This is a genomic window from Nocardia sp. NPDC004260 (assembly GCF_053603155.1).
Map to the genome: position 1 here is coordinate 17054 of NZ_JBSGEZ010000029.1, position 26984 is coordinate 44037.

General features: G+C 69.3%; 24 protein-coding genes and 1 pseudogene. 8 read left to right on the plus strand and 17 right to left on the minus strand.

Annotated elements, in window-relative coordinates; all coding sequences use genetic code 11:
• Window positions 1–4: 4 nt before the first annotated feature.
• The 5 genes from ACWEO7_RS18555 to ACWEO7_RS18575 all read right to left on the minus strand — a co-directional run bounded on the left by ACWEO7_RS18555 (window position 5) and on the right by ACWEO7_RS18575 (window position 4679).
• Window positions 5–1774, minus strand: coding sequence for a long-chain-acyl-CoA synthetase (locus tag ACWEO7_RS18555; protein ID WP_452424726.1), 1770 nt, complete (start codon window positions 1772–1774; stop codon window positions 5–7).
• A gap of 4 nt (window positions 1775–1778) precedes the next feature.
• The gene (locus ACWEO7_RS18560; protein ID WP_452424728.1) at window positions 1779–2348 is read right to left on the minus strand and encodes an LOG family protein; all 570 of its coding nucleotides are present in this window, start codon (window positions 2346–2348) and stop codon (window positions 1779–1781) included.
• Entirely contained in the window at window positions 2342–3151 is an 810-nt protein-coding gene (locus tag ACWEO7_RS18565) for an LOG family protein (protein WP_450022846.1), read from the minus strand. Before ACWEO7_RS18565 ends, ACWEO7_RS18560 begins: the two co-directional genes overlap by 7 nt.
• A 194-nt stretch (window positions 3152–3345) precedes the next feature.
• Window positions 3346–4449, minus strand: a complete 1104-nt coding sequence (gene dapE, locus ACWEO7_RS18570) for a succinyl-diaminopimelate desuccinylase (RefSeq protein WP_452424730.1) — start codon at window positions 4447–4449, stop codon at window positions 3346–3348.
• A gap of 20 nt (window positions 4450–4469) precedes the next feature.
• Window positions 4470–4679: a hypothetical protein gene (locus ACWEO7_RS18575; protein WP_452424732.1), complete on the minus strand. Its 210-nt coding sequence runs from the start codon at window positions 4677–4679 to the stop codon at window positions 4470–4472.
• Between the two features lie 101 nt (window positions 4680–4780).
• Between ACWEO7_RS18575 and dapD the strand changes: the two genes are divergently transcribed.
• Window positions 4781–5728: a 2,3,4,5-tetrahydropyridine-2,6-dicarboxylate N-succinyltransferase gene (gene dapD, locus ACWEO7_RS18580; RefSeq protein WP_379255967.1), complete on the plus strand. Its 948-nt coding sequence runs from the start codon at window positions 4781–4783 to the stop codon at window positions 5726–5728.
• A gap of 77 nt (window positions 5729–5805) precedes the next feature.
• Here dapD and ACWEO7_RS18585 read toward each other — a convergent pair whose 3' ends face one another.
• Together ACWEO7_RS18585 and ACWEO7_RS18590 are read right to left on the minus strand one after the other, a co-directional pair.
• The gene (locus ACWEO7_RS18585) at window positions 5806–6192 is read right to left on the minus strand and encodes a PPOX class F420-dependent oxidoreductase (RefSeq protein ID WP_452424734.1); all 387 of its coding nucleotides are present in this window, start codon (window positions 6190–6192) and stop codon (window positions 5806–5808) included.
• Window positions 6193–6238: 46 nt separating this feature from the next.
• Window positions 6239–7657, minus strand: a complete 1419-nt coding sequence (locus tag ACWEO7_RS18590) for an acyl-CoA synthetase (protein ID WP_452424736.1) — start codon at window positions 7655–7657, stop codon at window positions 6239–6241.
• A 22-nt stretch (window positions 7658–7679) separates the two neighbouring features.
• On the opposite strand from ACWEO7_RS18590, the pseudogene ACWEO7_RS18595 reads away from it, so the two are divergent.
• The 3 genes and pseudogenes from ACWEO7_RS18595 to ACWEO7_RS18605 all read left to right on the plus strand — a co-directional run.
• A pseudogene (locus ACWEO7_RS18595) lies at window positions 7680–7787 on the plus strand (glucosyl-3-phosphoglycerate synthase); the annotation flags it as partial.
• A gap of 264 nt (window positions 7788–8051) precedes the next feature.
• A complete protein-coding gene (locus ACWEO7_RS18600) occupies window positions 8052–8903 on the plus strand; it encodes an oxygenase MpaB family protein (protein ID WP_452424738.1) in 852 nt (283 codons plus the stop codon).
• A gap of 111 nt (window positions 8904–9014) precedes the next feature.
• Window positions 9015–9734, plus strand: a complete 720-nt coding sequence (locus tag ACWEO7_RS18605; protein WP_452424740.1) for a hypothetical protein — start codon at window positions 9015–9017, stop codon at window positions 9732–9734.
• 2 nt (window positions 9735–9736) lie between these two features.
• Here ACWEO7_RS18605 and ACWEO7_RS18610 read toward each other — a convergent pair whose 3' ends face one another.
• On the minus strand, window positions 9737–10369 hold the full coding sequence (locus tag ACWEO7_RS18610) for a TetR/AcrR family transcriptional regulator (RefSeq protein ID WP_450022858.1): 633 nt from the start codon (window positions 10367–10369) through the stop codon (window positions 9737–9739).
• Window positions 10370–10537: 168 nt separating this feature from the next.
• Between ACWEO7_RS18610 and ACWEO7_RS18615 the strand changes: the two genes are divergently transcribed.
• Entirely contained in the window at window positions 10538–11401 is an 864-nt protein-coding gene (locus ACWEO7_RS18615; protein WP_452424742.1) for an oxygenase MpaB family protein, read from the plus strand.
• On the opposite strand, the gene pruA is transcribed toward ACWEO7_RS18615, so the two are convergent.
• The 4 genes from pruA to ACWEO7_RS18635 all read right to left on the minus strand — a co-directional run bounded on the left by pruA (window position 11402) and on the right by ACWEO7_RS18635 (window position 17521).
• Complete coding sequence (pruA, locus tag ACWEO7_RS18620) at window positions 11402–13036, minus strand: L-glutamate gamma-semialdehyde dehydrogenase (protein WP_452424744.1); 1635 nt, start codon at window positions 13034–13036, stop codon at window positions 11402–11404.
• Window positions 13037–13156: 120 nt separating this feature from the next.
• Entirely contained in the window at window positions 13157–14278 is a 1122-nt protein-coding gene (gene dapC / locus ACWEO7_RS18625; RefSeq protein WP_452424745.1) for a succinyldiaminopimelate transaminase, read from the minus strand.
• On the minus strand, window positions 14275–14598 hold the full coding sequence (gene fdxA / locus ACWEO7_RS18630) for a ferredoxin (protein ID WP_014987978.1): 324 nt from the start codon (window positions 14596–14598) through the stop codon (window positions 14275–14277). Before fdxA ends, dapC begins: the two co-directional genes overlap by 4 nt.
• Before the next feature lie 307 nt (window positions 14599–14905).
• Window positions 14906–17521 (minus strand): bifunctional FO biosynthesis protein CofGH, encoded by a 2616-nt coding sequence (locus ACWEO7_RS18635; RefSeq protein WP_452424747.1) that lies wholly within the window; start codon window positions 17519–17521, stop codon window positions 14906–14908.
• 428 nt (window positions 17522–17949) lie between these two features.
• On the opposite strand from ACWEO7_RS18635, the gene ACWEO7_RS18640 reads away from it, so the two are divergent.
• The 3 genes from ACWEO7_RS18640 to ACWEO7_RS18650 all read left to right on the plus strand — a co-directional run bounded on the left by ACWEO7_RS18640 (window position 17950) and on the right by ACWEO7_RS18650 (window position 21942).
• Window positions 17950–18447 (plus strand): PH domain-containing protein, encoded by a 498-nt coding sequence (locus ACWEO7_RS18640; RefSeq protein WP_450022868.1) that lies wholly within the window; start codon window positions 17950–17952, stop codon window positions 18445–18447.
• Window positions 18444–20048, plus strand: coding sequence for a PH domain-containing protein (locus tag ACWEO7_RS18645; protein ID WP_452424749.1), 1605 nt, complete (start codon window positions 18444–18446; stop codon window positions 20046–20048). Before ACWEO7_RS18640 ends, ACWEO7_RS18645 begins: the two co-directional genes overlap by 4 nt.
• A 61-nt stretch (window positions 20049–20109) precedes the next feature.
• Window positions 20110–21942, plus strand: coding sequence for an APC family permease (locus ACWEO7_RS18650; RefSeq protein WP_452424751.1), 1833 nt, complete (start codon window positions 20110–20112; stop codon window positions 21940–21942).
• A 1-nt stretch (window position 21943) separates the two neighbouring features.
• Here the strand turns inward: ACWEO7_RS18650 and ACWEO7_RS18655 are convergent, their stop codons facing one another.
• The 5 genes from ACWEO7_RS18655 to ACWEO7_RS18675 form a co-directional block, all read right to left on the minus strand.
• Window positions 21944–22381 carry a hypothetical protein gene (locus ACWEO7_RS18655; protein ID WP_452424753.1) on the minus strand — a complete coding sequence of 146 codons (438 nt, stop codon included), beginning with the start codon at window positions 22379–22381 and terminating at the stop codon, window positions 21944–21946.
• On the minus strand, window positions 22378–22536 hold the full coding sequence (locus ACWEO7_RS18660; RefSeq protein WP_169332723.1) for a hypothetical protein: 159 nt from the start codon (window positions 22534–22536) through the stop codon (window positions 22378–22380). The genes ACWEO7_RS18655 and ACWEO7_RS18660 overlap by 4 nt, the downstream gene beginning before the upstream one ends.
• 36 nt (window positions 22537–22572) lie before the next feature.
• Window positions 22573–24042, minus strand: coding sequence for an amino acid permease (locus tag ACWEO7_RS18665; RefSeq protein ID WP_452424754.1), 1470 nt, complete (start codon window positions 24040–24042; stop codon window positions 22573–22575).
• 189 nt (window positions 24043–24231) lie between these two features.
• On the minus strand, window positions 24232–25116 hold the full coding sequence (gene mshB, locus ACWEO7_RS18670) for an N-acetyl-1-D-myo-inositol-2-amino-2-deoxy-alpha-D-glucopyranoside deacetylase (protein WP_379255986.1): 885 nt from the start codon (window positions 25114–25116) through the stop codon (window positions 24232–24234).
• Entirely contained in the window at window positions 25113–26891 is a 1779-nt protein-coding gene (locus tag ACWEO7_RS18675; protein WP_452424755.1) for an ABC transporter family substrate-binding protein, read from the minus strand. The genes mshB and ACWEO7_RS18675 overlap by 4 nt, the downstream gene beginning before the upstream one ends.
• Window positions 26892–26984: the final 93 nt, after the last annotated feature.

Here is a 26984-nt window from a genome sequence, read left to right on the forward strand (position 1 = left end):
GCCGTCAGCTCTTCGGGGCGCGGCCCGCGGCTACGTCGGCGGCGTAATCGGCGTAGGCGGGGATGTATCCCTCGGTGCGGCCCGCGAGCACGTACAGCGTGCTGTCGGGATCGTCGGCGTAGCCCTGCTTACGCAGGTCCACCTTGCGGCTCTTGAACGTCGAAGTCTGTTCCAGCTCGTGCACGATGCGAATGAACAGCGGCACGGCGTAACCCGGCAACTGGTCGTAGGCCAGCTTCGCCACCGCCGCACCGTCGAATTCCGCGCCCGGATGCAGCGTCACCGCGGCCATGCCCGCCTTGCCGTCGGTTCCGGGGATGTCGACGCCGTAGACCACCGCCTGCTCGATCGACTCCGCCTTGCTCAGCGCGCCCTCCACTTCGGTGGTCGCCACGTTCTCCCCCTTCCAGCGGAACGTGTCGCCGAGCCGGTCCACGAACGCGATGTGGTGCCACCCCTGGTCGCGCACCAAGTCGCCGGTGTCGAACCAGACGTCCCCGGATTCGAAGCCGTCGCGCACCAGCTTGGCCTCGGAGGCGGCCTTGTCGGTGTAACCGTCGAACGGGGAGCGGTCGGTGACCTTGGCCAACAGCAGGCCGACGCCACCGGCGCCGACCCTGCGCAGGCGGCCGTTCTTGTCCCGCTTCGCCTTTCCGGTCTCCTCGTCGTACTCCACGACGGCATACGGCAGCGGACCGAAACCCGCCGTCCGGTCCACGCCGAATGCGTTGACGAAGGCGATGTTCGCCTCGCTCGCACCGTAGAACTCCACGATGCGCTCGATGCCGAACCGGGACTTGAACTCGTCCCACAATTCCGGACGCAATCCGTTGCCGACGGCGAGCCGGATCAGGTGCTGCCGGTCGGTCGGCTCGGCCGGCTGGTTGATCAGGTAGCGGCACAGTTCGCCGATGTAGATGAACGCCGTGGCCTGTTCGCGAATGACCTCGTCCCAGAACCGGGACGCGGAGAAACTCCGGCCGAGGGCGAACGTGCCGCCCGCGGCCAGGACCGCGGACAACGCGACCGTGAGCGCGTTGTTGTGGTAGAGCGGCAGGCAGCAGTACAGGGTGTCGTTGGCGCGCAGGCGGATTCCCAGGCCACCGAGTCCGCCCATGCTCTTGGTCCAGCGCAGATGGGTCATGACGCTGGCCTTCGGCAACCCGGTGGTGCCGGAGGTGAAGATGAGGAACGCCCGCTCGCGCGCGGTGACCTCCGCACAGCTCGGCGGGTCGCCGTCGTCGGCGTCGCGGGCCGCGTCGCGGAGTTCGTCGGCCGCGAGCACGTTGGTGGGCGGTTCGGGCAGCGAGTCGATCGCCTCGGCGCACTCCGCCCCCACCACGTTCAGCACGCTGTCGAGCAGGCCGAGGCTGTGCGCCAGCACCTGGTCGCGCTGATGGTGGTTGAGCAATCCGACGGTGGCCCCGAGCTTGACCGTCGCCAGCACGACGAACAGGGTTTCCGGCCGGTTGGTCATCAGCACGCCTACCACGTCGCCGCGCCGCACCCCGCGCCCCGCGAGCACGCTCGCGTACCGGTTCACCTCCGCGTTGGCCTCGCCGTAGGTGTAGCTCGCGCCCTCGAACCGCAGGAACAAGCGGTCCGGATGCCGGTGGGCGTTGCGCTGGAAATACAGCCCGACAGACGACTTGGAATCCGGCGTCACGAGCATGTTCAACGCGTTGCGGAGCATGCCGGGCGCGTCCAGGGCCATCGCGGGGAGATGCCGGGCGAGGTCGACCAAACTCACCGTCGAGCGGGCATCGGTGCTCACGTCTTCAGCTCTCCTCAGGGGGTAGGCGCGCCTCCAATGCCGCGAAAGCGGACGGGAGATCGGTCACCACGGTAATCCGGGACAACGCTGTCTGGGGCACGAACTTCCGCTCGTACAACTCGTCCAGCCAGGAGAACAGCCCGCGAAAGAATCCATTGGGATCCAGCACAACAACGGGTTTCTCGTGCTGTCCCAGGTAGCCGCCGGTCCAGGTCTCGAAGAACTCCTCGAGTGTGCCGATGCCGCCGGGCAGGGTGAGGAAGGCGTCGGCGCGGTCCTCCATCACCTGCTTGCGCTGGCGCATGGTGTCGGTGACGACGAGTTCGTCGGCGTCGACGTCGGCGACCTCCCGGTGCACCAGGTGCTTGGGGATCACACCGATGGTGTTCGCGCCGCCGGCGCGCGCCGCGGTGGCGATCGCGCCCATCATCGAGACGTGACCGCCGCCGGACACCAGTTGCCAACCGCGCCGGGCGATCTCGGTGCCGACCCGGGCGGCCAGCGAAAGATAGTCCTGGTCGGTCGTGCTCGCCGAACAGTAGACACAGACGGCGAAAGGCCGCTCGCTCACCACTGATCCTCCGTCCCGATCGCGTCCTCGGCGCCGCCCGCTATCGCGGCCGCCTGAATGATGTTCACGACCTCCTCGACGCTGTCGGTCACGTGCAGCAGTCCGAGGTCGCCCGGAGAGATCTTGCCGGACCCGCCCAGCGAATCGCGCAACCAATCGACCAGCCCGGACCAATACCTGGTGCCGAACAGGATGATCGGGAACCGGGTGATCTTGTGGGTCTGCACGAGCGTCAGCGCCTCGAACAACTCGTCGAGCGTGCCGAAGCCGCCGGGCAGGCAGATGAACGCCTGCGAGTACTTCACGAACATCGTCTTGCGGACGAAGAAGTACCGGAAATTGATGCCCAGGTCGACCCAGTCGTTGAGGCTCTGCTCGAACGGCAGCTCGATGCCGAGACCGATGGAGTAGCCGCCCGCCTCGCAGGCGCCTCGGTTGGCCGCCTCCATCGCGCCGGGACCGCCGCCGGTGATCACCGCGAAACCCGCCCGCGCCAGCGCGGCGCCGATGGCAAGTCCGGCCTGGTACTCCGGGTGGTCGGCGGAGGTGCGCGCCGAACCGAAGACCGTCACCGCTCGGGGCACCTCGGCGAGAGCGCCGAAGCCCTCGACGAACTCGGCCTGGATGCGCAGCACGCGCCATGGATCGGTGTGCACCCAGTCCGTGTCGCCGCGCCTGTCCAGCAAATTGCGGTCGGCGGTGCTGACGCCGTCGGCACGGTCGCGGCGGAACATGATCGGTCCGCGGAACTTCGGTGTCGACTTCGGCTGGTTGGCGACCTCACGGTCCGCGGCGTCGGTGGACATGCGTTCCACGCTACCGCCCGGCAAGAGCGTCTCACGGGCTGGACGGGAGAAGTCGTCCGACGTTCAGCCGGACGCGGGCGGGGCGAGACGCAGTCGCAATCTCGGCGGCCCGGGCGCACGGCACCGCGCGAATCGCGCGTGCGGCGAGCTGTGCCGAAGGCAGGAAGGCCCAAGACTCGTGTGCGCGCAGCCGGTCAGTCCCCAGTGCCGCTCAGGTAGCTGCGCAGCATGGCGGTTACGGCGGTGATCTGGTCGACCGGCACGTGCTCGTCGCGCTTGTGCGCGAGGTTGGGATCGCCGGGGCCGAAGTTGACGGCGGGGATGCCGCGAGCCGCGAAACGCGAGACGTCGGTCCAGCCGTACTTCGCGCGCACACCGCCGCCGCCGTGGCGCTGTACCGACGCGATCAGGTCCTTGGCCGCCGGAGCGGTCAGCCCCGGCAGCGCGCCCGGCGCCGAGTCGGTCACTTCGAAGGACAACTCCAGCCCGGCGAAGACCTCGCGCACGTGCTCGACGGCTTGGTCGACGGTGCGGTCGGGCGCGAAACGGAAGTTGACGTCCAGTTCGGCGGCGTCCGGCACCACGTTGCCCGCCACGCCGCCGGTGACCCGGACCGCGGACAGTCCCTCGCGATAGACGCAGCCGTCGATATCCACTTCCCGGGCGCGGTAGTCGGCGAGCCGCTGCAAGACCGGGGCCAAGCGGTGAATCGCGTTGTCGCCCAGCCATGCTCGCGCCGAGTGCGCGCGCACGCCCGAGGTGCTCAGCCGCACGCGCAGCGTGCCCTGGCAACCGGCCTCGATCCAGCCGCCGGACGGTTCGCCGAGCACCGCGAGGTCGCCGCTGAGCCAGTCGGGCAGGTCGCGCTCGATGTGCCCGAGGCCGTTGAACTCGGCGGCGATCTCCTCGCCGTCGTAGAAGATCAGGGTCAGGTCGTGCACCGGGTCGGCGACGGTGGCGGCCAGATGCAGGAAGACCGCGTCGCCGGATTTCATGTCCACCGAGCCGCAGCCGTAGAAGACCTGTTCGCCCGTCGGGCCCACCGCGAACCGGCCGGGCACGTTGTCGGCGATCGGCACGGTGTCCAAGTGCCCGGCCAGGATCACCCGGGTCGGCAACCCGCGGTGGGTGCGTGCCAGCACCACGTTCCCGTGCCGGAGGATCTCGAAGCCCGTCGTCTGCTCCAGCAGTGCCCGCTCCACCGCGTCGGTGATGGCGGCCTCGTCGCGCGAGACGCTCGGGATGTCGACGAGGGCGGCGGTCAGTGTGATCGGGTCCGCATGCAGGTCGATGGTCACGCGCTTCACCCTACGACCGCTCACCCGCCACGCCCGCACGCCAGTCCGCACCGGTCGGTGCGCCGCCCCTCGTCCGGGAACAGTCGTTGGTCGCGGCCGCACTCGGCCCGGACGCTCTTCAGCGCGGGAAAGGTGCGTGAGGTGGCGCGGGCCCGCGCGGACCACTCGGTGGACGCGGTGGTCGTCGTGAACCGCTGACCGTGCGGCAACGGCAGGTCTGACCGGTGCACTCGGCCGACCGGTCCCGGAGTTGCACGCGTATCGAGCCCGGTGATCGCGGTCTCCGGAGCAGCCGCACCATTGCCGGTCGCGGGTCGGTAACCTCTAGGCCGTGAGTATCCAGGGAGCAGCAGCAATCGGTATCGCCAACGTGACCGCGGACGGGACCGTGCTGGACACGTGGTACCCGAACCCGCAGCTGGGCGAGTTCGCCGAGACCGGCAGCAAGCGGCTGGACGAGGCGCCCGCGGAGTACGCGGCTCTGCTCGGCTTCGACGACGCCCGCGGAGTCGACGTGATCGCGGTGCACACCACGATCGCCGACCTGTCCGCCGCCCCGGTGGACGCGCACGACGTCTATCTGCGCCTGCACCTGCTCTCGCACCGCCTGGTCAAGCCGCACGAGGTGAGCTTGGACGGCCAGTTCGGCCTGCTCACCAACGTGGTGTGGACCAACCACGGCCCCGCCGCCGTAGAGGGCTTCGAGGCCACTCGCGCCAAGCTGCGCGCCCGCGGCCCCGTCACGGTGTACAGCGTGGACAAGTTCCCGCGCATGGTCGACTACGTGCTGCCCTCTGGCGTCCGCATCGGCGACGCCGACCGGGTCCGCCTCGGCGCGCACCTGGCCTCCGGCACCACCGTCATGCACGAGGGCTTCGTGAACTTCAACGCGGGCACCCTCGGCGCGTCCATGATCGAGGGCCGCGTCTCCGCGGGCGTCGTGGTCGGCGACGGCTCCGATATCGGCGGCGGCGCGTCCACCATGGGCACCCTGTCGGGCGGCGGCACCACAGTCATCTCCATCGGCGAACGGTCCCTGCTCGGCGCGAACTCCGGCCTCGGCATCCCCCTCGGCAACGACTGCGTCCTGGAGGCCGGCCTCTACCTCACCGCGGGCACGAAGGTCACCACCCCCGACGGCACCCTGGTCAAGGCCGCCGAACTCGCAGGCCGCGACAACCTCCTCTTCCGCCGCAACTCCACCACCGGCGCCGTCGAAGTAGTCCCCCGCAAGGGCACCGGCATCGAACTCAACGCCGACCTCCACGCCAACGACTGAACCGTTCCGCGAGCGGCCCATGGAGGAGAATCCTTCTCGCACTTCCGCGCAACCATGTGCCACTCACGGAGTTCGGATCAGGCCGAAGCCGCTTCCGAGAGCCCGAAGGCGATGACTCGCTGGGGATGGATGCGGATCATTTCGCGGGAGACGCCGGGGATGTACGGGTCGACGTCGGTGAGTGCTTCGGCGGTGCCGCGGATCTCGAGGCAGCGGACGCGCCACGGTTGGACCGACGCGACGTCGTCGACGACGAAGGCGACGTGGTCGTTGGTGGCGAGGTTGCGGAATTTCCACGAGTCGCCCATGTTCCAGCCCGCGATGTCGATGGTGCCCAGGTCGGCGTTGTAGCGGAAGCCGACCGGGTTGTTCTGCGGGGTGCCGTCGGGCCGGACGGTGGCCAGCCGGCCCAGCCGCTGGGTGTGCAGGTAGTCGATGTGTTCGGTGGTCAGAGTCGCAGTCATGCGCCGACCGTAGAACCTCTACCTAACTCGAGGTCAATCCCCGCGGTCAGCCCAGCTTCTTCTTCTGCACCTTGCCCATGGCGTTGCGCGGCAGCGCGTCGACCACCCGGATCTCGCGCGGGCGTTTGTGTACCGAAAGTTCTCCGGCCACATGATCGATCAACTCACGCTCGGTCGCGGCGCCGCGCAGCACGACGAAGGCGGTGATGCGCTGGCCGAGATCGTCGTCGGGCAGGCCGACCACCGCGGCTTCCGCGACCGCAGGGTGACCGAGCAGCACCGTCTCGACCTCGCCCGCGCCGACCCGGTAACCACCGGACTTGATCAGATCCACCGATTCCCGGCCGACGATGCGATGAAAGCCATCCGGGTCGATGGCGGCGACGTCGCCGGTCCGGAACCACCCGTCCTCGGTCCAGGTCCGCGCGGTCGCCTCCGGGCGATTCAGGTAACCGTCGAAGAGCATCGGTCCGGACACTTCCAAGCCCCCGATGCTCTCGCCGTCGTGCGGTACCGGAGCGCCGGACTCGTCCCGGATCCGGGTGCGCACACCGCGCACCGGCAATCCGACCCAGCCCGGTCTGCGCTCACCATCGGCCCGGGTGGACAGCGTGATCATGGTTTCGCTCATGCCGTAGCGCTCGACCGGCGCGTGCCCGGTCAACTCGCGCAGTCGCTCGAACACCGGCACCGGCAGCGGCGCGCTACCGGAGACCAGCAGCCGCGCGTCGGCCAATTGCTTCGCCGCGTCGGGGTCGTCGACCACCCGCGACCACACGGTGGGCACGCCGAAGTACAGCGAACCCTTGGCCGCCGCGTATGCCTGTGGCGTCGGCTTGCCGGTGTGGATCAGCGGACTGCCCACGCGCAGCGGACCGAGCAGGCCGAGGATCAGCCCGTGCACATGGAACAACGGAAGCCCGTGCACCAGCGTGTCACTCGCGGTCCAAGCCCATGCCTCGGCCAGGGCGTCCAGACCCGCGGCGATCGCGCCGCGACTGAGTAGCACACCTTTGGGCAGGCCGGTGGTTCCCGAGGTGTACAGCACGAAAGCCGTGGTGGCCGGGTCGGGTTCGGGATAGGTGTGCCAGGACCTGGCGTGCCGCCGCACCGGCACCACGGGTAGGTCGGCGCCCTCCGTCGCTTTCCCCAGCCACGCCTGAGCGCCCGAATCGGCCAGGATGTGCGCCCGTTCCGCGGTTCCGGAGTCCGGGGGGACCGGAACCACCGTGACGCCCGCGATCAGGCAGCCCACCACCGCGAGCACGGTTTCCACGGTCGGCTCGGCGAACACCGCCACCCGTTCCGCGCGCGCGACGCGTTCGGCCACCGAAGTGGCGGCGCCCAGCAGATCGCTGCGCGAGAGGGTGGCGCCGTCGATGGTGACGGCGTCGGGGATGTCCGCTCCGCCTGCGACGGCGAGCGGGTTCAGGGAGCTGAGCAGCAGCGGCGGACCGAACGGCATTCGCTCACGCTACTTCGGCGGATCAGCGGCGGCCGGGCGCACCGTGTCGGTGGTGCTGCCCGCGCTGAACGAAGAACGGACCGTGGCCGACGTGGTGGCCAGCATCCGGCCGCTGCTCGGCACGCTGGTGGGGTCGTGGACATGATCGCCGCTATCCAGGGCATCCGGCCCCCCGCACGAACCTTGCGAGGTCTGGCATGACATTTCAACACCGTGAGCCCGCCTGGGCGACGACCAATACTTGGGACACCCCGAACTGGCGCGTGGACGAACTCGTTTCCGCGAAAGGTGTCGCGGCATCCCACGCCGACCGGCGTCGAATGTGACGGTTGACACTCCCGCTGACGTGGTGAGAACGTTGGTGCATAGCTTTCTCAGCACTGCGAGGTCGACGATGACGAGGCCACTTCCCGCGACGCATCGTCCCGAATCGCCGGACTCCTTCGACATCGGGCGATACCTCGACGGCGTGGCCGGCCTGTTCGGCGGCGTCGCGAACGTCATCATGCAGCTGAGCGCTCCGCCGGTCGGTTACGGCGTGCTGGAGAGCACCGTCGACAGCGGAAACGTCATGTTGCATCCGGTCAAACGGCTGCGCACCACGTTGACCTACCTTTCCGTAGCGATGCTCGGCACCGACGAGGAACGCGCGGCCTACCGAGAAGCGATCAACGTCTCGCATCGTCCGGTCCACTCCACCGACTCGAGCCCGGTGCACTACAACGCCTTCGATCCCACATTGCAACTCTGGGTCGCGGCCTGCCTGCATTGGGGAGCGCGGGATCTGTACGAGCGCATGCACGGCCCGATGGACGAATCGACGGCCGACGCGTTCTACCGTCTCGGCGCCCGGCTCGGCACCACCCTCCAGATGCCCGCAGCGATGTGGCCTCCCGACCGCCGCGCCTTCGCCGAGTACTGGAGCGCGAATCTCGCCGCGACCAGCATCGATCCGACGGTCCGTGCCTACTTCGACGACCTCATCGACCTGCGCATGCTGCCGCGACCCGCGCAGCTGGCTTTCGGGCGCCTGCACCGCTTCTTCGTGACCGGATTGCTGCCCCGGCACCTGCGCGACGAGATGGGAATGACCTGGACCGACCGCGACGAACGCGTACTCGGCCACCTCCTGCGCGCCGTCGGGGCCGCCGAGTCCCGGCTGCCCCGACCGATCCGCGCATTCCCGCTGAACGCCTATCTCCTGGATATGCGCATCCGGCGTCGACTCGGCCTCCGTCTCGTCTGAGCCAACCCTCGTTTCATTCCAGTTACTGGTGGGCAATCGCATCTCGTATTGCTGATCGTGCCTGCACAGCGCCGTCCGACACGACGTGACGCCACCAGCCAGGAGGAGACGATGGGCTACCGAACGACGTTGACCGCGCTGATCGCCTGCGGGTTCCTGGCACTGGCCGCGCCGGTCGCCCGGGCCGAGGAATCCGCCGAAACCGAAGTGGCCGCGGTGCCGCCGCGCACAGCGATCTCCGTACGCACCTCGGTCGGCATCGGCTGGGGAACACCGAACGAACACGAGTCACGCTCGAGTCTGTCGCTGTCCAAGCTCTTCCTGGCCGACTACGCCCTGCGCCACGGCGACGGCTCGGCCGAGGACCGCATGCTGGGAGAGCAAATGATCCGCTACTCAGATGATGGAGCCGCGACCGTGATGGAGGCCAAGTATCCACAGGCCATCGCGGCCATCGCCGCCGAATACGGCCTCGCCCAGACGGTGCCGGGACCCAGTTGGGGCGCGGGGGCGACCAGCACGGCGAACGTGTCCGACTTCCTCGCCACCAAATTGCGCACCGATCCCGGATCACCGATCTTCGGATGGATGGCCGCAGCGGGATCGACGGCCCGAGACGGCACCGAACAGAACTGGGGCACCGCACGATGGCCCTTCGTCCAGGGCAGCAAATGGGGCTGGTCGGATTTCGGCGAGCCGGAGGTCGCCTCGACGTCCTACGGCCCCGGTTTCGCGGTGACCGCGCACACCCACGGCACCGCGGCCGAGCAGACCGCGGATGTCATGGCCGCGCTCGGGGCGATGCTCTTCGGCCTTCCGCAGCACCGCTGAAGTCAGCGCACCCGGAACGACACCACGACGTGATCGCGGGCGAACTGCCGGATCGACGCGTCGTCGCCGAGCGGTATGACGGTCTGCGGGGTCAGCGCCAGTGACAGCGCGGTGCGAGCGATCATCTCGGCCAGCGGCTCCGGATCGTATTCCGGCAACTTGCCTTCCCGCTGCAACCGCGTGACGAACTCGGCCAGGTAATCCCGGCCGAGTTCGATGACCGGCGCGCCCTGGGTGGTGAGGTACGGCAGCACGAGTTCGGGCTCGGTGGCCAGCAGCCGGTGGATCAGCTGGTTTCCTCGCAGGCCGTTGATGAACGCGGCGAACAGTTCGACGATCTGGTCCTCGGCGCTCGCGTCGCGATCGACCTGACGCTGGAGCGCGGCGTCGACCTCCTCGATGAAGTCGCGCGTCTGCCGCAGTCCGACGGCCCGGATCAGATCGGATTTGCTCGCGAAGCGGCGGTAGAGCGTGGCCAGCGACAATCCGCCGCGACGCGCCACTTCCACCATGCTGGTGCGCTTGATACCGAAGTCGAGGAACGCCAGCAGCGCCGCGTCCAGTACCCGCGCCTGGTTGCGATCCTCCGGGGCAGCGCTGCGCACCAGCGGCAGCAGCCTGGTCAGCCTGGCCATACCTCAACCCTATCCGCGACAGCGACACGATGACACTTTCAGCATTGCACGCCATCACCGCCTCCCCTCGGCGATTGACAGCCCACCGAGTCGATGAGAAAGATAAGACATTATCTTCTCATCGACCGATTCTCTGGGATCGGGCGAACACGAAAGACGAGGTCGACGATGACCGCGCCGCTGCGCACCGCCGAGCACGAACCGGATCCGAGCCAGACCCTCACCCCCGAGACGGTCGCGGAGTACGTCGACGGCGTCGCCGCCTTCCTCGGCGGCGCGGCGAACGTCATCATGCAGTTGAGCCTGCGCCCGGTCGGCCGCGGCGTGCTGGAGAGCACCGTCGACAGCGGCAAGGTCACGCTGCATCCGATCAAGCGGCTGCGTACCACCCTCACCTACATCGCCGTGGCGCTGCTCGGGTCGGATGACGAACGCCACGCCTACCGGGAAGCCGTCAACGTGTCGCACCGGTCGGTGCGCTCCACCGCCGCGAGCCCGGTCAAGTACAACGCCTTCGACCCGAATCTCCAGCTGTGGGTCGCCGCGTGCCTGTACTGGGGCATCGATGACCTCTACACCCGGATGCACGGCCCGATGGACGACGCGACCGCCGACGCCTTCTACACCTACGCCGCCCGCCTGGGCACCACCCTGCAGATGCGGCCGGAGATGTGGCCGGCGAATCGCGCGGAGTTCCAGCGGTACTGGGACGAGAACCTGAAGCGGCGCGGCATCGAGCCGGAGCTGCGGGACTACTTCAACGGCCTGGTCGACCTGAAGATGATGCCGCGACCGGTGCAGGTGGTCTTCGCCGGGCTACAGCGCTTCATGGTCACCGGTCTGCTTCCGCAGCACCTGCGCGACGAGATGGGCATGGCCTGGACCGACCGCGACCAGCGGCGGTTGGACCGGCTGCTGCGGATCCTCGGAGCCGTGCACGGCCGGCTGCCCGCGGTGGCACGCATGTTCCCGCTCAACGCCTATCTGTTCGACCTGCGCAGGCGCCTACGGCAGGGAAAGCCGCTGGTGTGATCACCTCTCCATGTGCGGGTAGCGGAAGTCGACAGGCGGCACGAAGGTCTCCTTGATCGTCCGCGGCGCGACCCAGCGCAGCAGGTTCAACGGGGAGCCGGCCTTGTCGTCGGTGCCGGAGGCGCGTGCGCCACCGAACGGCTGCTGCCCCACCACCGCACCCGTGGGCTTGTCGTTGACGTAGAAGTTGCCCGCCGCGAAACGCAGTGCGGCGTCGGCCTGTTCGATAGCGTATCGGTCCTGCGCGAACACCGCTCCGGTCAGCGCGTAAGGCGCCGCCGACTCGACTTCGGCGAGTATCGCACTGTAGGAGCCGGGTTCAGCGTCGTCGTAGACGTACACCGAAAGGATCGGGCCGAAATACTCGGTGGCGAACGATTCGTCGTGCGGATTGTCGGTCAGGAATACGGTCGGCCGGACGAACCAGCCTTCGCTGTCGTCGTAGGTTCCGCCGACCGGGATGGTGACGCCCGCGTCCGCGGCGCGCCGGATGGCCGCCGCATTCTTGTCGTACGCGCGCCGATCGATCAGCGCTCCACCGAAATTCGACAGGTCCGCGACGTCGCCATAGCTCAGCCGGTCGGCGTCGTGCAGGAACTCGTCGCCCATCGCGCGCCAGACCGACCGCGCGATGTAGGCACGCGAGGCCGCCGAGCACTTCTGACCCTGATACTCGTAGGCGCCGCGAATCAGGGCGGTGCGCAGCGCGCCGGGGTCGGCCGAGGAGTGCGCGACAATGAAGTCCTTGCCGCCGGTCTCCCCCACCAGGCGCGGATAGCCCTGATACCGACCGATATTCGTGCCCACTTGCTGCCAGAGGTACTGGAACGTCTTGGTGGAACCGGTGAAATGGATTCCCGCCAGCCGCGGATCGGCCAAGGCCACCTCCGACAGTTGCACCCCGTCGCCGGTGACCATGTTGATCACGCCGGGCGGCAAACCCGCCGCCTCCAACAGCCGCATCGTGTGGAACGCCGACAACGTCTGCGTCGGCGACGGCTTCCACACCACCGTGTTGCCCATCAGCGCGGGCGCGGTGGGCAGATTCCCGGCGATGGCGGTGAAGTTGAACGGTGTGATGGCGTAGACGAACCCTTCCAGCGGCCGATAGTCCATCCGGTTCCACACCCCGGCGCTGGAGCTGGGCTGTTGCTCCAGGATCTCCCGCGCGAACGCGACGTTGAACCGCCAGAAGTCGACCAGCTCGCACGGCGCATCGATCTCGGCTTGCTGGGCCGACTTCGACTGCCCGAGCATGGTGGCCGCGGCGATCGTCTCCCGCCACGGCCCGGCCAGCAGGTCCGCGGCGCGCAGCAGCACCGCGGCGCGCTCCTCGAACGGCAGCGCCCGCCAACCCGGGGCGGCGGCCATCGCGGCGTCGATGGCTCCGTGCGCTTCCGAGTGGGTGGTGTCGGTGTAGGTCCCCAGCACGTGCCTGTGCCGATGCGGTGTGACGATGTCGTGCCGTTCGCCGAGGCCGGGGCGATGCTTGCCGCCGACGACCAGCGGCACGTCGACGTGTTCTGCGGACAGCGCGGCAAGCTTGCCGAGAAGTAACTCCCGTTCGGGGCTTCCGGGCGCGTAGGAGTGCACCGGCTCGTTGCCGGGCGTGGGGACAACCGTGACAGCGTCCATACCTCAGGCTAGCTCGCCCGGCTGGGCGGGCGCGGACGCCGACACGCCCCGCTGTGCCTGTTGTGCGACCGCGGCCTCGAGCGATTGCCGCGCTCGCGCGCAGCGGCGACGAAGGTGGTGTCAGCCCGCGGCAAGCCGTTCGGCCGCCGCCGCGATCCGCTCGTCGGTCGCGGTCAGCGCGATCCGCACGTGCTCGCTCGCGCCGGGGCCGTAGAAGTCGCCGGGCGCGGCGAGGATGCCGCGATCGGCCAGCCATTCCAACGTGGTCCGGCACGGCTCACCACGCGTCGACCACAGATACAGGCCCGCCTCGGAGTGATCGATCCGGAAACCCGCGGCCTCCAGAGCCTTTCGCAACACCTCGCGGCGGACGCGGTACCGCTCGCGCTGGCGCGCCTCGTGCGCGTCGTCGCTGAGCGCGGCGGTCATCGCGGCCTGGATCGGGTACGGCACCATCATGCCCGCGTGCTTGCGCACTTCGAGCAGTTCCGCGACCAGCTCCGGGTCGCCCGTCACGAATCCGGCGCGGTAGCTGGCCAGGTTGGAGGTCTTGGACAGCGAATGCACGGCCAGCAGGTTGGTGTGGTCGCCGTCGCATACCTCGGGGTCGAGCAAGGAGACGCCGCGACCCTCCCAGGTCAGTCCCAGGTAGCACTCGTCGGAGGCGACGATCACGCCGCGCTCCCGCGCGAAGGCGACCACCTTGCGCAGATGTTCGATGCCGAGTATCCGGCCGGTCGGGTTGGACGGCGAGTTCACGTAGATCAGCGCGGGCGTCTGCGGACCGAACCGGGTCAGTCCGTCCGCGCGCAGCACCTGCGCGCCCGCCAGCAGCGCGCCGACCTCGTAGGTGGGGTAGGCGACCTCGGGGATGACGACCAGGTCGCCCGAGCCGAGCCCGAGCAGCCGGGGCAGCCCCGCGATCAGCTCTTTGGTGCCGATCGCGGGCAGCACGGCCGCGGGCTCGAGTCCGGTGATCCCGTAGCGCCGCTTCAGCGCGTCGACCGCGGCCGCGCGGAGCTCGGGGGTGCCATGCGTGGTCGGGTAACCGGGGACCGCCGCGACGGAGTTCAGCGCCGTCCGGATCAGCGGGTCGACCGGGTCGACCGGAGTGCCGACGGACAGGTCGATGATCCCGCCGGGGTGGGCGGCCGCCTTCACCTTCACCGAAGCGATGGTGTCCCAGGGAAAATCGGGCAGCAGACTGCTGACCCGGCCACGCGGTGACACGTCAGGTCTCACTCACTCGCCATCGGGGGCAGTTCCTTGATGAACGGCGGGTCGTAGTCGACCTTGCCGACCTTGGTCGCGCCGCCGGGCGAGCCCAGCTCATCGAAGAAATCGACGTTGGCGTTGACGTATCCGCTCCACTGGTCCGGGGTGTCGTCTTCGTAGAAGATCGCCTCCACCGGGCACACCGGCTCACATGCACCACAGTCCACGCATTCGTCGGGATGGATGTACAGCATGCGACCACCCTCGTAGATGCAGTCCACGGGGCATTCCTCGATGCATGCCTTGTCCTTCACGTCAACGCACGGTTCAGCGATGATGTACGGCACTGCCGCTCTCCTAGTCTGTCCTCGCCTGCGGGATAGTCCGCCCGGCGAAACCCTATCCCGGCAACCACACGTTACTACTGGTCAGCCTGCCCTAACTTCGGGGATCGCGCACGCCGACGCGAGGCCCGATTCGACTCCGCCACCCGATGTACGCGCTGGGGAGCGCGTTGTGGGAGGTAGCGGCGGAACGTGCCACGGCGGGTGCGGCATTGCGCCGGTCCGGGCTGCCCGCGGCCGACCGGAAATCCGATCGCACCGCGGGCTGGAACCTATCGCCGTCGCCGGACCGCCCGGCGCGGCTCCCTCGTCAGTCGACCAATACCGCCTGAAGCCCCGGAGCGCCGGACAACCGCTTGTGCTTCGGGACGCCGTAGGTCGTCGTCCGTTCCCGGGCCGGTCGTCCGATGCCGGAGGCGATCTCCACCAACTCGGCGACCGTCTTGGCCGAGCCGTGCTGCGAGCCCGCCATCCGGGAGATGGTCTCCTCCATCAACGTGCCGCCCAGATCGTTGGCGCCACTGTTGAGCATCACCCGCGTTCCGGTGATGCCCAGCTTGACCCAGCTGGTCTGGATGTTGTGGATCCGGCCGTGCAGCATGATCCTGGCCAGCGCGTGCGCGGCGCGGTTGTCCCGGTTGGTCGGCCCGGGCCGCGCGGCGCCCGCCAGGTACAGCGGCGCGCTCTGGTGCACGAACGGCAGCAGCACGAATTCGGTGAAACCGCCGGTCTCGTCCTGGATTCCACGCAGCACCCGCAGATGCCCGACCCAGTGCTTCGGGTTGTCCACGTGGCCGTACATCATGGTCGAACTGGACCGGATGCCCACCTGGTGCGCCGTGGTGATCACCTCGATCCACGCCGAGGTGGGCAGTTTGCCCTTGGTGAGCACCCAGCGCACCTCGTCGTCCAGGATCTCCGCGGCGGTGCCGGGGATGGTGTCCAGGCCCGCCTCCTTCAGCGCGACCAGCCACTCCCGGACGCTCTGGCCGCCGCGCGAGGCGCCGTTCACGATCTCCATCGGGCTGAAGGCGTGCACGTGCATCGACGGCACCCGCTGCTTGACCGCCCGCACCAGATCCGCGTACCCGGTGACCGGCAGGTCGGGGTCGATGCCGCCCTGCATGCACACCTCGGTGGCACCGTCGACATGCGCCTCCCAGGCCCGGTCGGCCACCTCGTGCGTGCTCAGGGTGAACGCGTCCGCGTCGCCCTTGCGCTGGGCGAACGCGCAGAACCGGCACCCGGTGTAGCAGATGTTGGTGAAGTTGATGTTCCGGTTCACCACGTAGGTGACGTCGTCGCCGACGGTGTCGCGGCGCAGTTGATCGGCCAGCGCGGCGACCGCGTCCAGCTCCGCGCCGTCCGCCGTGGCCAGCGCCAGATACTCGGCGTCGCTGAGCCCGGCCGGATCGCGTTCGGCGGCGCGCAGCGCGGCGAGCACGTCGGAGTCCAGCCGCTGCGGAACGGCGACGGCGAGATCGCGGGCCTGTTCACGAATGGTGTCCCAGTCGCCGAAGGCGCCTACGATGTCCTGCCCGAGGGCAGCGTCGCTGCGGGCCTCGGTGTTGCGGCCCTCGGTGTCGATGGCGGTGTTGAGGTCGACGCGTCCGGCCGACTCCCAGGACTCGTCCGGCTCCTGCCAGGGCAGGCCGACCGGGATCGCGTCCGGATTCGCCAGCCCCGTCACCGGGTCGGTGAGCGCGGCCACGTGCGCGCCGATCCGCGGATCGACCCACGGATTGCCCGCTCGCACGTACTTCGGGTGCGCGGAGGTCCGCTCGACCAGCTGATAGCCCGCCGCCTCGGTGATCTCCCGCAACGTGTCCAGGTTCGGCCATGGCCGCTCCGGGTTCACGTGGTCGGGCGTCACCGGCGAGACGCCGCCCCAGTCGTCGATGCCCGCCTCGATCAGCGCGCGGCACTCGGCGTGCGAGACCAGGTTCGGCGGCGCCTGCACCGGCACGTCCGGCCCGAGCAGCACGCGGGTGACCGCGATGGTGGCGAGGAATTCCTCCAGGCCCGCGTCCGGCACGTCCCGCATGGCGGTGTCGTCCTTGGCGCGGAAGTTCTGCACGATGACTTCCTGGATGTGTCCGAAAGCCTTGTGCTGCTTGCGAATCGCCATGATCGACTCGGCCCGCTCCGCCATCGTCTCGCCGATGCCGACCAGGATCCCGGTGGTGTAGGGCACCGAGAGACGTCCCGCGTCGGTGATCGCCCGCAGCCGCACGGCCGGGTCCTTGTCGGGGCTGCCGTAATGGCAGTTGCCCTTCTCGGTGAACAACCGGGCCGAGGTGGTCTCCAGCATCATGCCCATGGACTGCGCCACCGGCTTGAGCCGCGCGATCTCCTCCCACGACATCACGCCCGGGTTCAGGTGCGGCAGCAGGCCGGTCTCCTCCAGCACCATGATCGACACGGCGCGCAGGTAGTCCAGCGTGGAGTCGTAGCCGCGCTCGTCGAGCCACTGCGCGGCTTCCGGCCAGCGATCCTCGGGCCGGTCACCCAGCGTGAACAGCGCCTCTTTGCAGCCGAGGGCCGCGCCCCTGCGTGCGATGTCGAGCACCTCGTCGGGTTCGAGGAACATGCCCTTGCCCTCGGCGCGCAACTTGCCGGGCACCGTGACGAAGGTGCAGTAGTGGCACTTGTCCCGGCACAGCCTGGTCAACGGGATGAAGACGTTGCGGGAATAGCTGATCGTCTTCGGACGCCCCGCGGACGCCAGCCCGGCGTCGCGCACCCGCGCGGCGCTGCGACAGAGATCGGCCAGGTCGTCACCGGTCGCGTGCAGCAGCACCGCGGCCTCGTCCACGTTCAACGTGACACCGTCGCGGGCCCTGCGCAGCGCCCGGCGCATGGCCGATGGACTGGGCGGCGCGGATGGGACGCTCGGGTTCGGTAGGTCGGTCACGCCCTCGATCATGCGCTACACATCCGGAACTGTCTCCCTCCAGTGCTGGTTGCGACGAAGCGGACGAGTCACGGCTCCGCTCGCCACGGAGCCCACACGGGGACGTGGAGCACCGTTGAGCGTTGACAACTGTCCGGTACCCGAGGCTATTCCGGGGCACCCGAGCCGCGCGGCCCGCGCTCGGTCCTCGATCGTGGCCTCGGTGAGCGCCGCCGATTCGACTCGTTCCGGCACACGAGGCCCTCGCAGGTGAGGCCGGGCGCCAACTCATCGGCAACCGCCCGAGGCGCCCGAAACGGTTGTCGTACAACGAGGCTCGTTCCACGGTAGGAAGCCCCCTGCGGCCCTCGCGCTCACCCGTCCGACGGGTCCGCGCCCTCGCGGTGCGTCGCTCACCATCGACCCAACGGCGACCGCGTGATCGTGCAACGATTGGCGGCATGTCGCAGCCGCGCACGATCATGGCCGATCCGGCCTGGCGCCCCAGTCCGAAGGCGAAGCTCCTGTGGACTGTGCAGGCCGTCCTGACGTGGGTGATCCCGTTCGCGGCCCTGCTGGTGTGGGCGGTGGTCGACTCCGCGCATCGCGGGTGGCAGCTGGGATTCTTCCTGGTCGCGCTCGTGCCCGCCGCGCTGAACATCGGTGTCGCGCCGTGGTGGCGGTACGCGGTGCACCGCTGGGAGGTCACCGACGAGGCGGTCTACACCCGGGTCGGCTGGCTCACCCAGGAGAGCCGGGTCGCGCCGATCTCCCGCGTGCAGACCGTCGACACCGAACGCGGTCCGCTCGAACGCCTGCTCGGATTGGCGACCGTCACCGTGACCACCGCGTCCTCCGCGGGTGCGGTGCAGATCAGCGCGCTCGACCTTCCGGTCGCCGAGGAAACCGTGGCCCGGCTCACCCGGATCGCCGCCCAGCACCGTGGAGACGCGACATGAGCCCCGAGACGACCGGCGCCGAGCAGGACGGGCCGCCCTGGCAGCGGCTGGACAAGCGGATGCTGCTGGTCCATCCGATCACCGAAGTGGTGAAGTTCATCCCGGTGCTGATCGGTTCGGTGATCCTCGGGACCAGCAGCGGCAACCACGTGTGGAGCATCATTCCGCTCGCGTTGATCGTCGGGTTCGCGCTGACCCGCTGGTTCACCACGACGTATCGGGTCGGGCCCACGCACGTGGAGTTGCGCACCGGGCTGCTGGAACGCAAGAAACTGTCGGTGCCGCGGTCGCGGATCCGCTCGGTGGACATCGAAGCGGACCTGCTGCATCGGGCCCTCGGCCTGGCGGTGCTGGCGATCGGGACCGGCCGGCATGCGGAATCGGGCGAGAAGTTCAAGCTCGACGCCCTGGATGCCCGCGTCGTCCCGCCGTTGCGCGCCGCGCTGCTCGCCCATACGGCGGCCAGGGTGGGTCCGGGCGAAGAACGAAAAGAGCCGCGGCAGAACAGCTCCGATGGTTTCACGGCCCCGCGTACCCGGGCGCGGGAGATCGGGCACTGGAGTCCGGCGTGGGTGCGCTACGCCCCGTTGTCGCTGACCGGGTTCGCGATCATCGCGCCGATCGTCGGCTTCGCGCTGCAATACGGGCTCGGTGAGATCGTTTTCCGGTCCGACGCGGTGCACGACGTGGAAGACGGCGGCGTGCTCGTCCTCGCGCTCGCCGCGGCCGCGCTGCTGGGCGTCATCGTCGTCGTGGTCAGCGCTGCCGCGTGCGCGCACTATCTGACCACCTATTTCGGGTTGCGCGTCCGCGACGACGGCAAGACCTTGCAATTGCGCCACGGCCTGTTCACCACCCGCCAGATCACCCTCGACCGAGCCCGGCTGCGCGGAGCGACAGTCTCCGAACCGCTGCTGCTGCGGCTTGCGGGCGGCGCCGAACTCGAGGCGATCATGACCGGGCAGAACCCCCGGCAGCGAATCCTTCCGCAGGCCCCGCGTAGCGCCGTGGAGCACACCCTCGGCCATCTGCTCGCTCCAGAGGAAGTGCGAGACAACGAGTTTCCCGTCCGGCCGGAGGCGAGGCCCACCGGTTCCGGCGCGGCGGACGCGCACACCGTTCCGGCGCCGGGCAGCGCCCCGCTGACCGCGCACGGCCCGGCCGCACGGCGACGCAGGCATACCCGCGCGCTCGCGCCGGTCGTGCTCATCGCCGCGGCGATGGTCGTCAACTTCCTTGCTGGACAGCGCTATTCGCCGTGGTGGTGGCTACTGCCCGGCCTCACGCTCGCACTCGCACTCGCCCTCGCAGAGGACCGCTACCGCGGCCTTGGACACGCGGTACTTCCCCGCACAACCACCAGCCCCACCTGGCTGATCACCCGGGCCGGATCACTCGACCGCGACCGCGACTGCCTCGAGGCCCCCGGCATCATCGGCTGGACAGTGCGTCAAACCTTCTTCCAACGGCGCGCCGGGGTCGCCACGGTCGTCGCGGCCACCGCGGCGGGCAAGAAGCGCTACTCCGTGGTCGACCTTCCCGCCGACCGAGCATGGGAACTCATCCAAGCCGTCACACCAGGGCTGCCCGGGACCCGCTGAACCCACCCCCAAGTGTCGCTGATCGGTTGCCGAGCGGCGGCGGAGTTCAATGGACGCTGTGGTGACCAAGACCGAGCCGCACCATACGGAGCCGCGGATCGCCGACCGCCGGGTTCGGCAGATGCAGCGAGCGGACAAGTTCCGTTTGACCGCGGTGGGCGGGCTCGCCGCGCTCTCCCTGGACGCGTTGTCCAGCGTGGCCTACGGACCAGAGGCGATCGTGCTGGTGCTGGTCGCGGCGGGCGCGGCGGCCGTCTCCTGGACGTTGCCGGTTGCCTGCGCGATCGCCGCACTGTTGCTGGTGCTGGTGCTGTCCTACCGGCAAGTGATCGCCGTGCACCCGGACGGCGGTGGCGCGTACGCGGTCGCCAAGAAGCAGCTCGGCAGGCCCGCCGCGCTGCTCGCGGCCGCCAGCCTGGTCGTGGACTACGTGCTGACCGTCGCGGTGAGCCTCGCCGCCGGCGCGGCCAGCCTGGCCAGCGCCTTTCCCGCCCTGGCCCACGAACTGCTACCGATGACACTGATCGGCCTCGCGGCGCTGACCGTGATCAACCTGATCGGAGTGGCGGAATCCGCACGGGTGCTGATGGGGCCGACGATCCTGTTCGTCGTCCTGATCGGCGGTGTGATCGTTGTCGGGCTGCTGCGGCCGGAGCCGGTCGCGTTGATCGGCGGCGACCCGGGTCCGCTCGAGCCGGTCGAGGCGCTCGGAATCGTCTTGCTGCTCAAGGCCTTCGCGGCGGGATGCTCGTCGCTGACCGGTGTGGAAGCGATCGCCAACGCCGTGCCCGCTTTCCGCACCCCCGCGGTGCGCCGCGCGCAGCACACCGAGGTGGCGCTGGGCATCCTGCTCGGCGCGATGCTGCTCGGCCTGGCCGTGCTGATCCGCGAGCACCACGTCACGCCGCGCCCGAATGTGACCATCTTGGCCCAGCTGGCGGCGGCCGCGTTCGGCACCGGCTGGCTGTTCTATCTCACCAATCTCGCGGTCACCGCGGTGCTGCTGCTCGCGGCGAACACCAGTTTCGGCGGGCTCCCTGTGCTGCTGGCGCTGCTGGCCAAGGACCACAGGGCGCCGTCGCTGTTCGCGCTGCGGTCCGAGCGTCCGGTCTTCCGGTACGGGGTCACGGCACTCGCGTTATCGGCCGGGCTGGTGCTGCTGGCGGTCGATGCCGAAACCCATCGGCTGCTGCCGGTTTTCGCGATCGGCGTCTTCATCGGGTTCACCATCAGCCAGACCGGTCTGGTGCTGCACTGGTGGCGAGCGCGCGACCGCGGGTGGCTGCCGCGCGCACTGCTGAACGGATTCGGCGCGACGCTCACCGCCGTCGCGGGCGTCGTCCTGCTCGCGGAGAAGTTCACCGAGGGCGCGTGGCTGCTGCTGCTCGTCATTCCCGCGCTGGTGGCCCTCTTCTTCCGGATCGAGAATTACTACGCCGGCGTCGCGCGACAGCTGCGACTGCGGGAAATCCCGCCGCCGCCGCGACCGGCGCCGGAGGCCAAGGAGCTGGTGGTCGTCCCGGTGGTCACCATGAGCGAGGTGACCTATCGCGCCTTGGAAGCCGCGCTGCGCATGCGGGGCGAAATCGTCGCGGTGGCCGCGGACATCGATCCGGCCACGACCAAACGGCTCTGCGCCCAGTGGAAGGAGTGGGATCCCGGCGTGCCGCTCGTGGTGCTCCCCTGCCCGCATCGCAGCCTGGTGTCCACGCTCGTCGGCTACGTCCGCAAGCAGACCGCCGCCGGGCTCGGTGTCACCGTGCTGCTGGCGCATGTCGAAGCCCGGCACTGGTGGCAACGCCCGCTGCACAATCCGCGCGGACCGGTGCTCACAGCCGCGCTGCGCGTTCGCACCGAGGCCGTGATCGCGACCCTGGCGGTCCGGCTCGCGTGAGTCAGCGGCGGCCGAAGACGTGCGCGTTCGCCTGGATGTAGAGATAGGCCAGCGGCGGCAGCAGCCCGGCGAACAGCAACAGCGCCGTCCGCCAATCACTGCCGAGCAGAATGTCACCGCCGGGCCCGGCGCTCGCGCAGACCAGGAAGCCGAACGCCCACGCGACTAGCGGAAGGCCCAGCAGCGCGGGACGCCGGGTCACTGTTCGCGCACCCGCGACGAGCAGGACGTTCACCACTCCCGCCACCGCGGCGGAGACCGGGAAAACGACCGAGCCCAGATAGATCGGCAGGTAGAGCACCTCGAGCGCGAGGGTGAGCAGGGCGTCCACGATCAGGATCACGAGGATCGCCGAGCCGACGAGTCCTACGGGGATCCGGGTGGCGCCGGATGCCACGGGAGCGCGATCGCCTGCGTGGTCGTCGATCTTCGCCGTCACGGCACCGGCGGGTAGCCGAGGAGGGTCAACAAGTGGCTCTGCATGTCGGCGAACGCGTACAGCACCGTCATATACAGGTCGTGCTGCTCCTGCCAGTGCGGCCGCATGCTGTCGACGAACGCCGCGATCGCGTTCTGGACCTCCCAGTTGTACATACTGCCGAGTCTATTCCGGCGCGATCGGGCGCACGATCAGTTCTCCCGGTCGGCAGGCAGGGCGGCGACCACCGGAGGTTCGCCGGTCGGGTCGCCACGCTCCGCCGCTATGGCCAGCACTCGTTTACGCGCGGCGAACCAGCCGACGATCAGCGCGGGGACGATCAGGGCGATGGTCGCGACGGTCCACGTCCCCACCGGATAGTCGAACCCCGTCAGCACGACGACGAAAAACAGGAACACCAGCGTGAGCAGACCGGTATAGGGCGCGCCGAACATGCGGAAGGCGGGCCGCTGGATGCGTCCCCGGGTCGACCAGCGCCACAACTGCAGCTGGCACAACACGATGGTGGCCCAGGAGGCGACGATGCCCAGCGACGCCATGTTCAGCACGATCTCGAACGCCTGATCCGGGACGAGTCCGTTGAGCGCGATGCCGACCAGCGCGATCAGGCTGGTGAGCAGGATGCCGCCGTAGGGAACGCCGTTGCTGCCCATCACCCCGGTGAATTTCGGCGCGCTGCCGTTCATCGACATCGATCGCAGGATGCGGCCGGTCGAGTAGAGGCCGGCGTTCAGGCTGGAGAACGCCGCGGTCAGCACCACGAGATTCATCACGCTGCCGATGCCAGGGACGCCGAGCATGGTGAAGAAGGTGACGAACGGACTCTCGTCGGCCGTGTACCGCGTGTACGGCAGCAGCAATCCGAGCAGGACCAGCGAACCGACGTAGAAGACGGCGATCCGGAGGATCACCGAATTGATCGCCCGTGGCATGACCTGCTCCGGATGCTCCGTCTCCCCCGCCGCGGTGCCGACCAATTCGACGGCGGCATAAGCGAATACGACACCGGACACCACCACGACCAACGGCATGACGCCGGTCGGGAACAGGCCGCCGTGATCGGCGATCACGCTCGTCCCGGTCGCGGCGCCCCGCACGGTGAAGCGGCCGAGCAAGAAGATCGTGCCGACGATCAGGAACGCGCTGAGCGCGAAGACCTTCACCAGCGCGGCCCAGAACTCCATCTCACCGAACCACTTCACCGAGATCAGGTTGACGCCCAGCACGAGGACCAGCGCGATCAGCGCGAGCAACCATTGCGGAACGGCGGAGAACCCGGACCAATAGTGGAAGTACTGCGCGATCGCGGTGGTGTCGGCGATGCCGGTCATCGACCAGTTCAGGAAGTACATCCAGCCCGCGACGAACGCCGCCTTCTCACCGAAGAACTCGCGCGCGTAGGAGACGAACGACCCGGACGACGGCCGGTGCAGGACCAATTCGCCGAGCGCGCGCAGGATGAGGAACGCGAAGAACCCGCACACGCCATAGACCAGGAACAACCCGGGTCCGGCACTGGCCAGCCGCCCACCGGCGCCGAGGAACAGGCCGGTGCCGATGGCGCCGCCGATCGCGATCATCTGTAGCTGGCGCGGCTTCAGACTCTTGTGGTAGCCGTGGTCCTCGATGCTGAGGTGGGCGTTGTCGCCGCGCGCTGTCATGAACCGACGGATCCTCCGTTTCGATGTGCCGAGATCACGCCGAACCGTACCCGCCGCCCCGATACCGCCAACCGCCAGCCCTGGGGGTACAGGACCTCGCCGCCCGGACAAGTTCCGAAGAGGGCGGGCGAATTATGTGAAATGTCCGGCAATTGCGGGTAGCGTCCGCACTGCCGTCGGCGGGATCCGTCATTCCGGTGCGGCGAACAAATCGTGCTCCCGCCCGTCCGGACCGAGCGGACCGCGCCGACCCCGCACCAGGATGAAGTGCTCCTCGGGCAACACCGGCTGAGCGATACCGTTCGACAAGGCGAATTCCCGGCCGGACGGCGCGACCGTGACCTGTGTGGCATGCGCCCGCAGCGCGGCGCGCTTGGCCGAAAGCACCTCGGAGACGTCGATCGTGGTGGTCACCGCGTCGCTGGGCACACTCGCGAGTTCGCCCTCGGCGGGCAGTCGCCAACCGGGCGGCAGCGCGCCGGGCAGGCCAGCGGCCGTGCGCCGGGCCAGCGCCGCGGTGTGCAGACGCAGCATGTCGGCGTCGGTGACGGTCCAGTAGTACTTCGGGACATCCCAGCCCTCGCCCGCGGCGGCGTGCACCGCGGCCGTGGTGATCTCGTGCGCCCGGATGTGGTCCGGATGGCCGTAGCCGCCGTTCGGGTCGTAACCGACGACCACGCGCGGCCGCAGACGAAGGACGACGTCCGTGAGAGCCCGCACCGCCTCGTCTCCGGAGCGCACGAAGACGCGCGGCTTGTTCGCGGCGGGTGTGCCCGCCATCCCGGAGTCACGCCAGCGTCCCGCGCCCCCGAGCAAGTGCGGCGGCCCCGCGTCCAGCGCGTCCAGCGCGCGGGTCAGCTCGAGAATGCGATAGCCGCCGAGCTGGTCGGCGTGATCCGCCGCGAGCAGCGCCCAGTCGTCGCCGATCACCTCGCCCTCCTCACCGAGGGTGCAGGTGATCACGGTGACCGGCACGCCGCGACGGCGGTAGTGCGCGATCGTGCCGCCGGTGGTGATGGACTCGTCGTCCGGGTGGGCGTGTACCAGAAGCAGCCCACCGGTCCCCGCGGTCACGGGATCCTGCGCCACATGGACGCGTCGCCGAAGATGCCGACCTGGATCGCGCCGCTGAGCGAGGCGCCGTCCAGCCGAGGACCGGACGCGGCGACGGCGTTGTCCTGCACGATCGGCAGCACGGTCGCCATGGCCCACAGTTTGGGTTCGGCTTCGGCGAGCACCCGTCCCACGTCGCCGCCGCGCAGGGCGTCGTCGATCGCAGGTTGCAGGGTCGGATCGCACACACCGGACAGGTTGCTCGGCGCCCGCTGCGCCGCCTCGGCGATGGCCTGCGCCGGGCCGGTGACCCCTGGCAGCGCGGGCGGCGGGCAGCCATACCTGGAAGCAAGCACGGTCGCCGGATCGGAACCGGCCACCTCCCAGCCGACGATCGCGTCGACCGTGCCCTCCAGCAGTTCCTTGCCGTACAACTCGTCGGCGGCGACACTGCGCACCGTGGCGTCGATGCCCGCGCTGCGCAGCTGGTCGGCGGCGGTATTGGCCACGGCCAAGGCGGTGGCGTCCCGGTCGACCGCGCCGATGCGCACCGCCAGCGGCTTGCCGTCCTTGCCGACGGTGCGCGGCTGCGGGGCGGGCGAGGTCGGGGAAACCGCGGGCGGCGGCTCCGGCGCCCGGCCGTACCCCGCGGCGGCGAGCAGCGCGAACGCCTCCTCCGCCGACGGACGCGGCGGAGCGGTCGGTGCGTATCCGGGATCGGATGGTGCGAGCACCTGCGCGCGCGCCGGTTCCACCCAGTTGCCGGTCTGCGCGCCGACCGTGGCCAGCAGGGCAGGGTCCAGCAGGGCCAGCACACCCGAGCGGACCCGGGGATCGCTCAAGTCGCCCTTGCGTCCGTTGAGCGCCATCTGCAGCACTCGCGACTGCGGCATGATCGTGGTGCGCACGGAGGGAATCGCCCCCAGTTGCGCCTGGGTCGCCACGCCCCCGTGGACCAGCGCCATCTGCACGTCGCCGGTGCGCAGCGAGCCCGCCAGCTGCGCGGTCGTGCCGCCACGGCGGAGCAGGATCTGGCCCGGCATCGCCGGTGTGCCCCAGAAGCGGTCGTTGCGTTCCAGCAGCATCTCGTCACGGCCCGGGTCCGCCGAGCGGATCCCGAACGGCCCCCCGGACACTCGGACACCGTTGACCTGCCCGTTCATCCCCCTGGCGAACCCGCCGGGCGCGTCCTTGAGCAGATGAGACGGCAGCAGATCGGTGAACAGCTCCCGCCAGCCGGGGTAGGGCTGCGTCATCACGACGGTGACCGTCTTGCCGCCCGCCGACGAACTGACGTCCGAGATCATCCGGTAGCCGGCCGGGTCGACGACGCCCGGCTCGGAGATCATCTCCTGCCACAGGTAGCGGAAGTCCTCGGCCGCGATCGGCGCGCCATCCGACCAGGACGCCTCGTTGCGCAATTTGTAGGTGATCGTGAACGGTTCCTGCGCGGTGACTTCGGCGGAGACCAGCAGCGACGAATCCGGCACCCAGGCCGTCGCCCCTGGCCGCGCCGGATCGAGCACCGGCCGGAACGGACTCGGCAGCACCAGGGAGGCGATCGCCGAGGTCGCGGCGGACTGGTCCGAGCGCAGATGTGGATTGAACGCGGTGCCGATGGTGTCCAAAGCGACGACGACGGTCGTCTCCGCGGGCTTGACCGGTGTGGTCTTCGGACTGTCGGTGCTCTCGATGGGCGGCGGCGGATTCGCCGCACAGCTACTGATCAAGGTCAGCACTGCCACGGCCGGCAACAACGTGCGCCACGCTGCGCGTTTTCCTGCGCCCACTTTCACGCTCGGGAACTCTACCGTACGGTCGAGGCCGTTCCCAGATTCCTGCTGACCAGCGCGGAAACAACGCGGTCGAACGGATATGCGTAGTGTGGA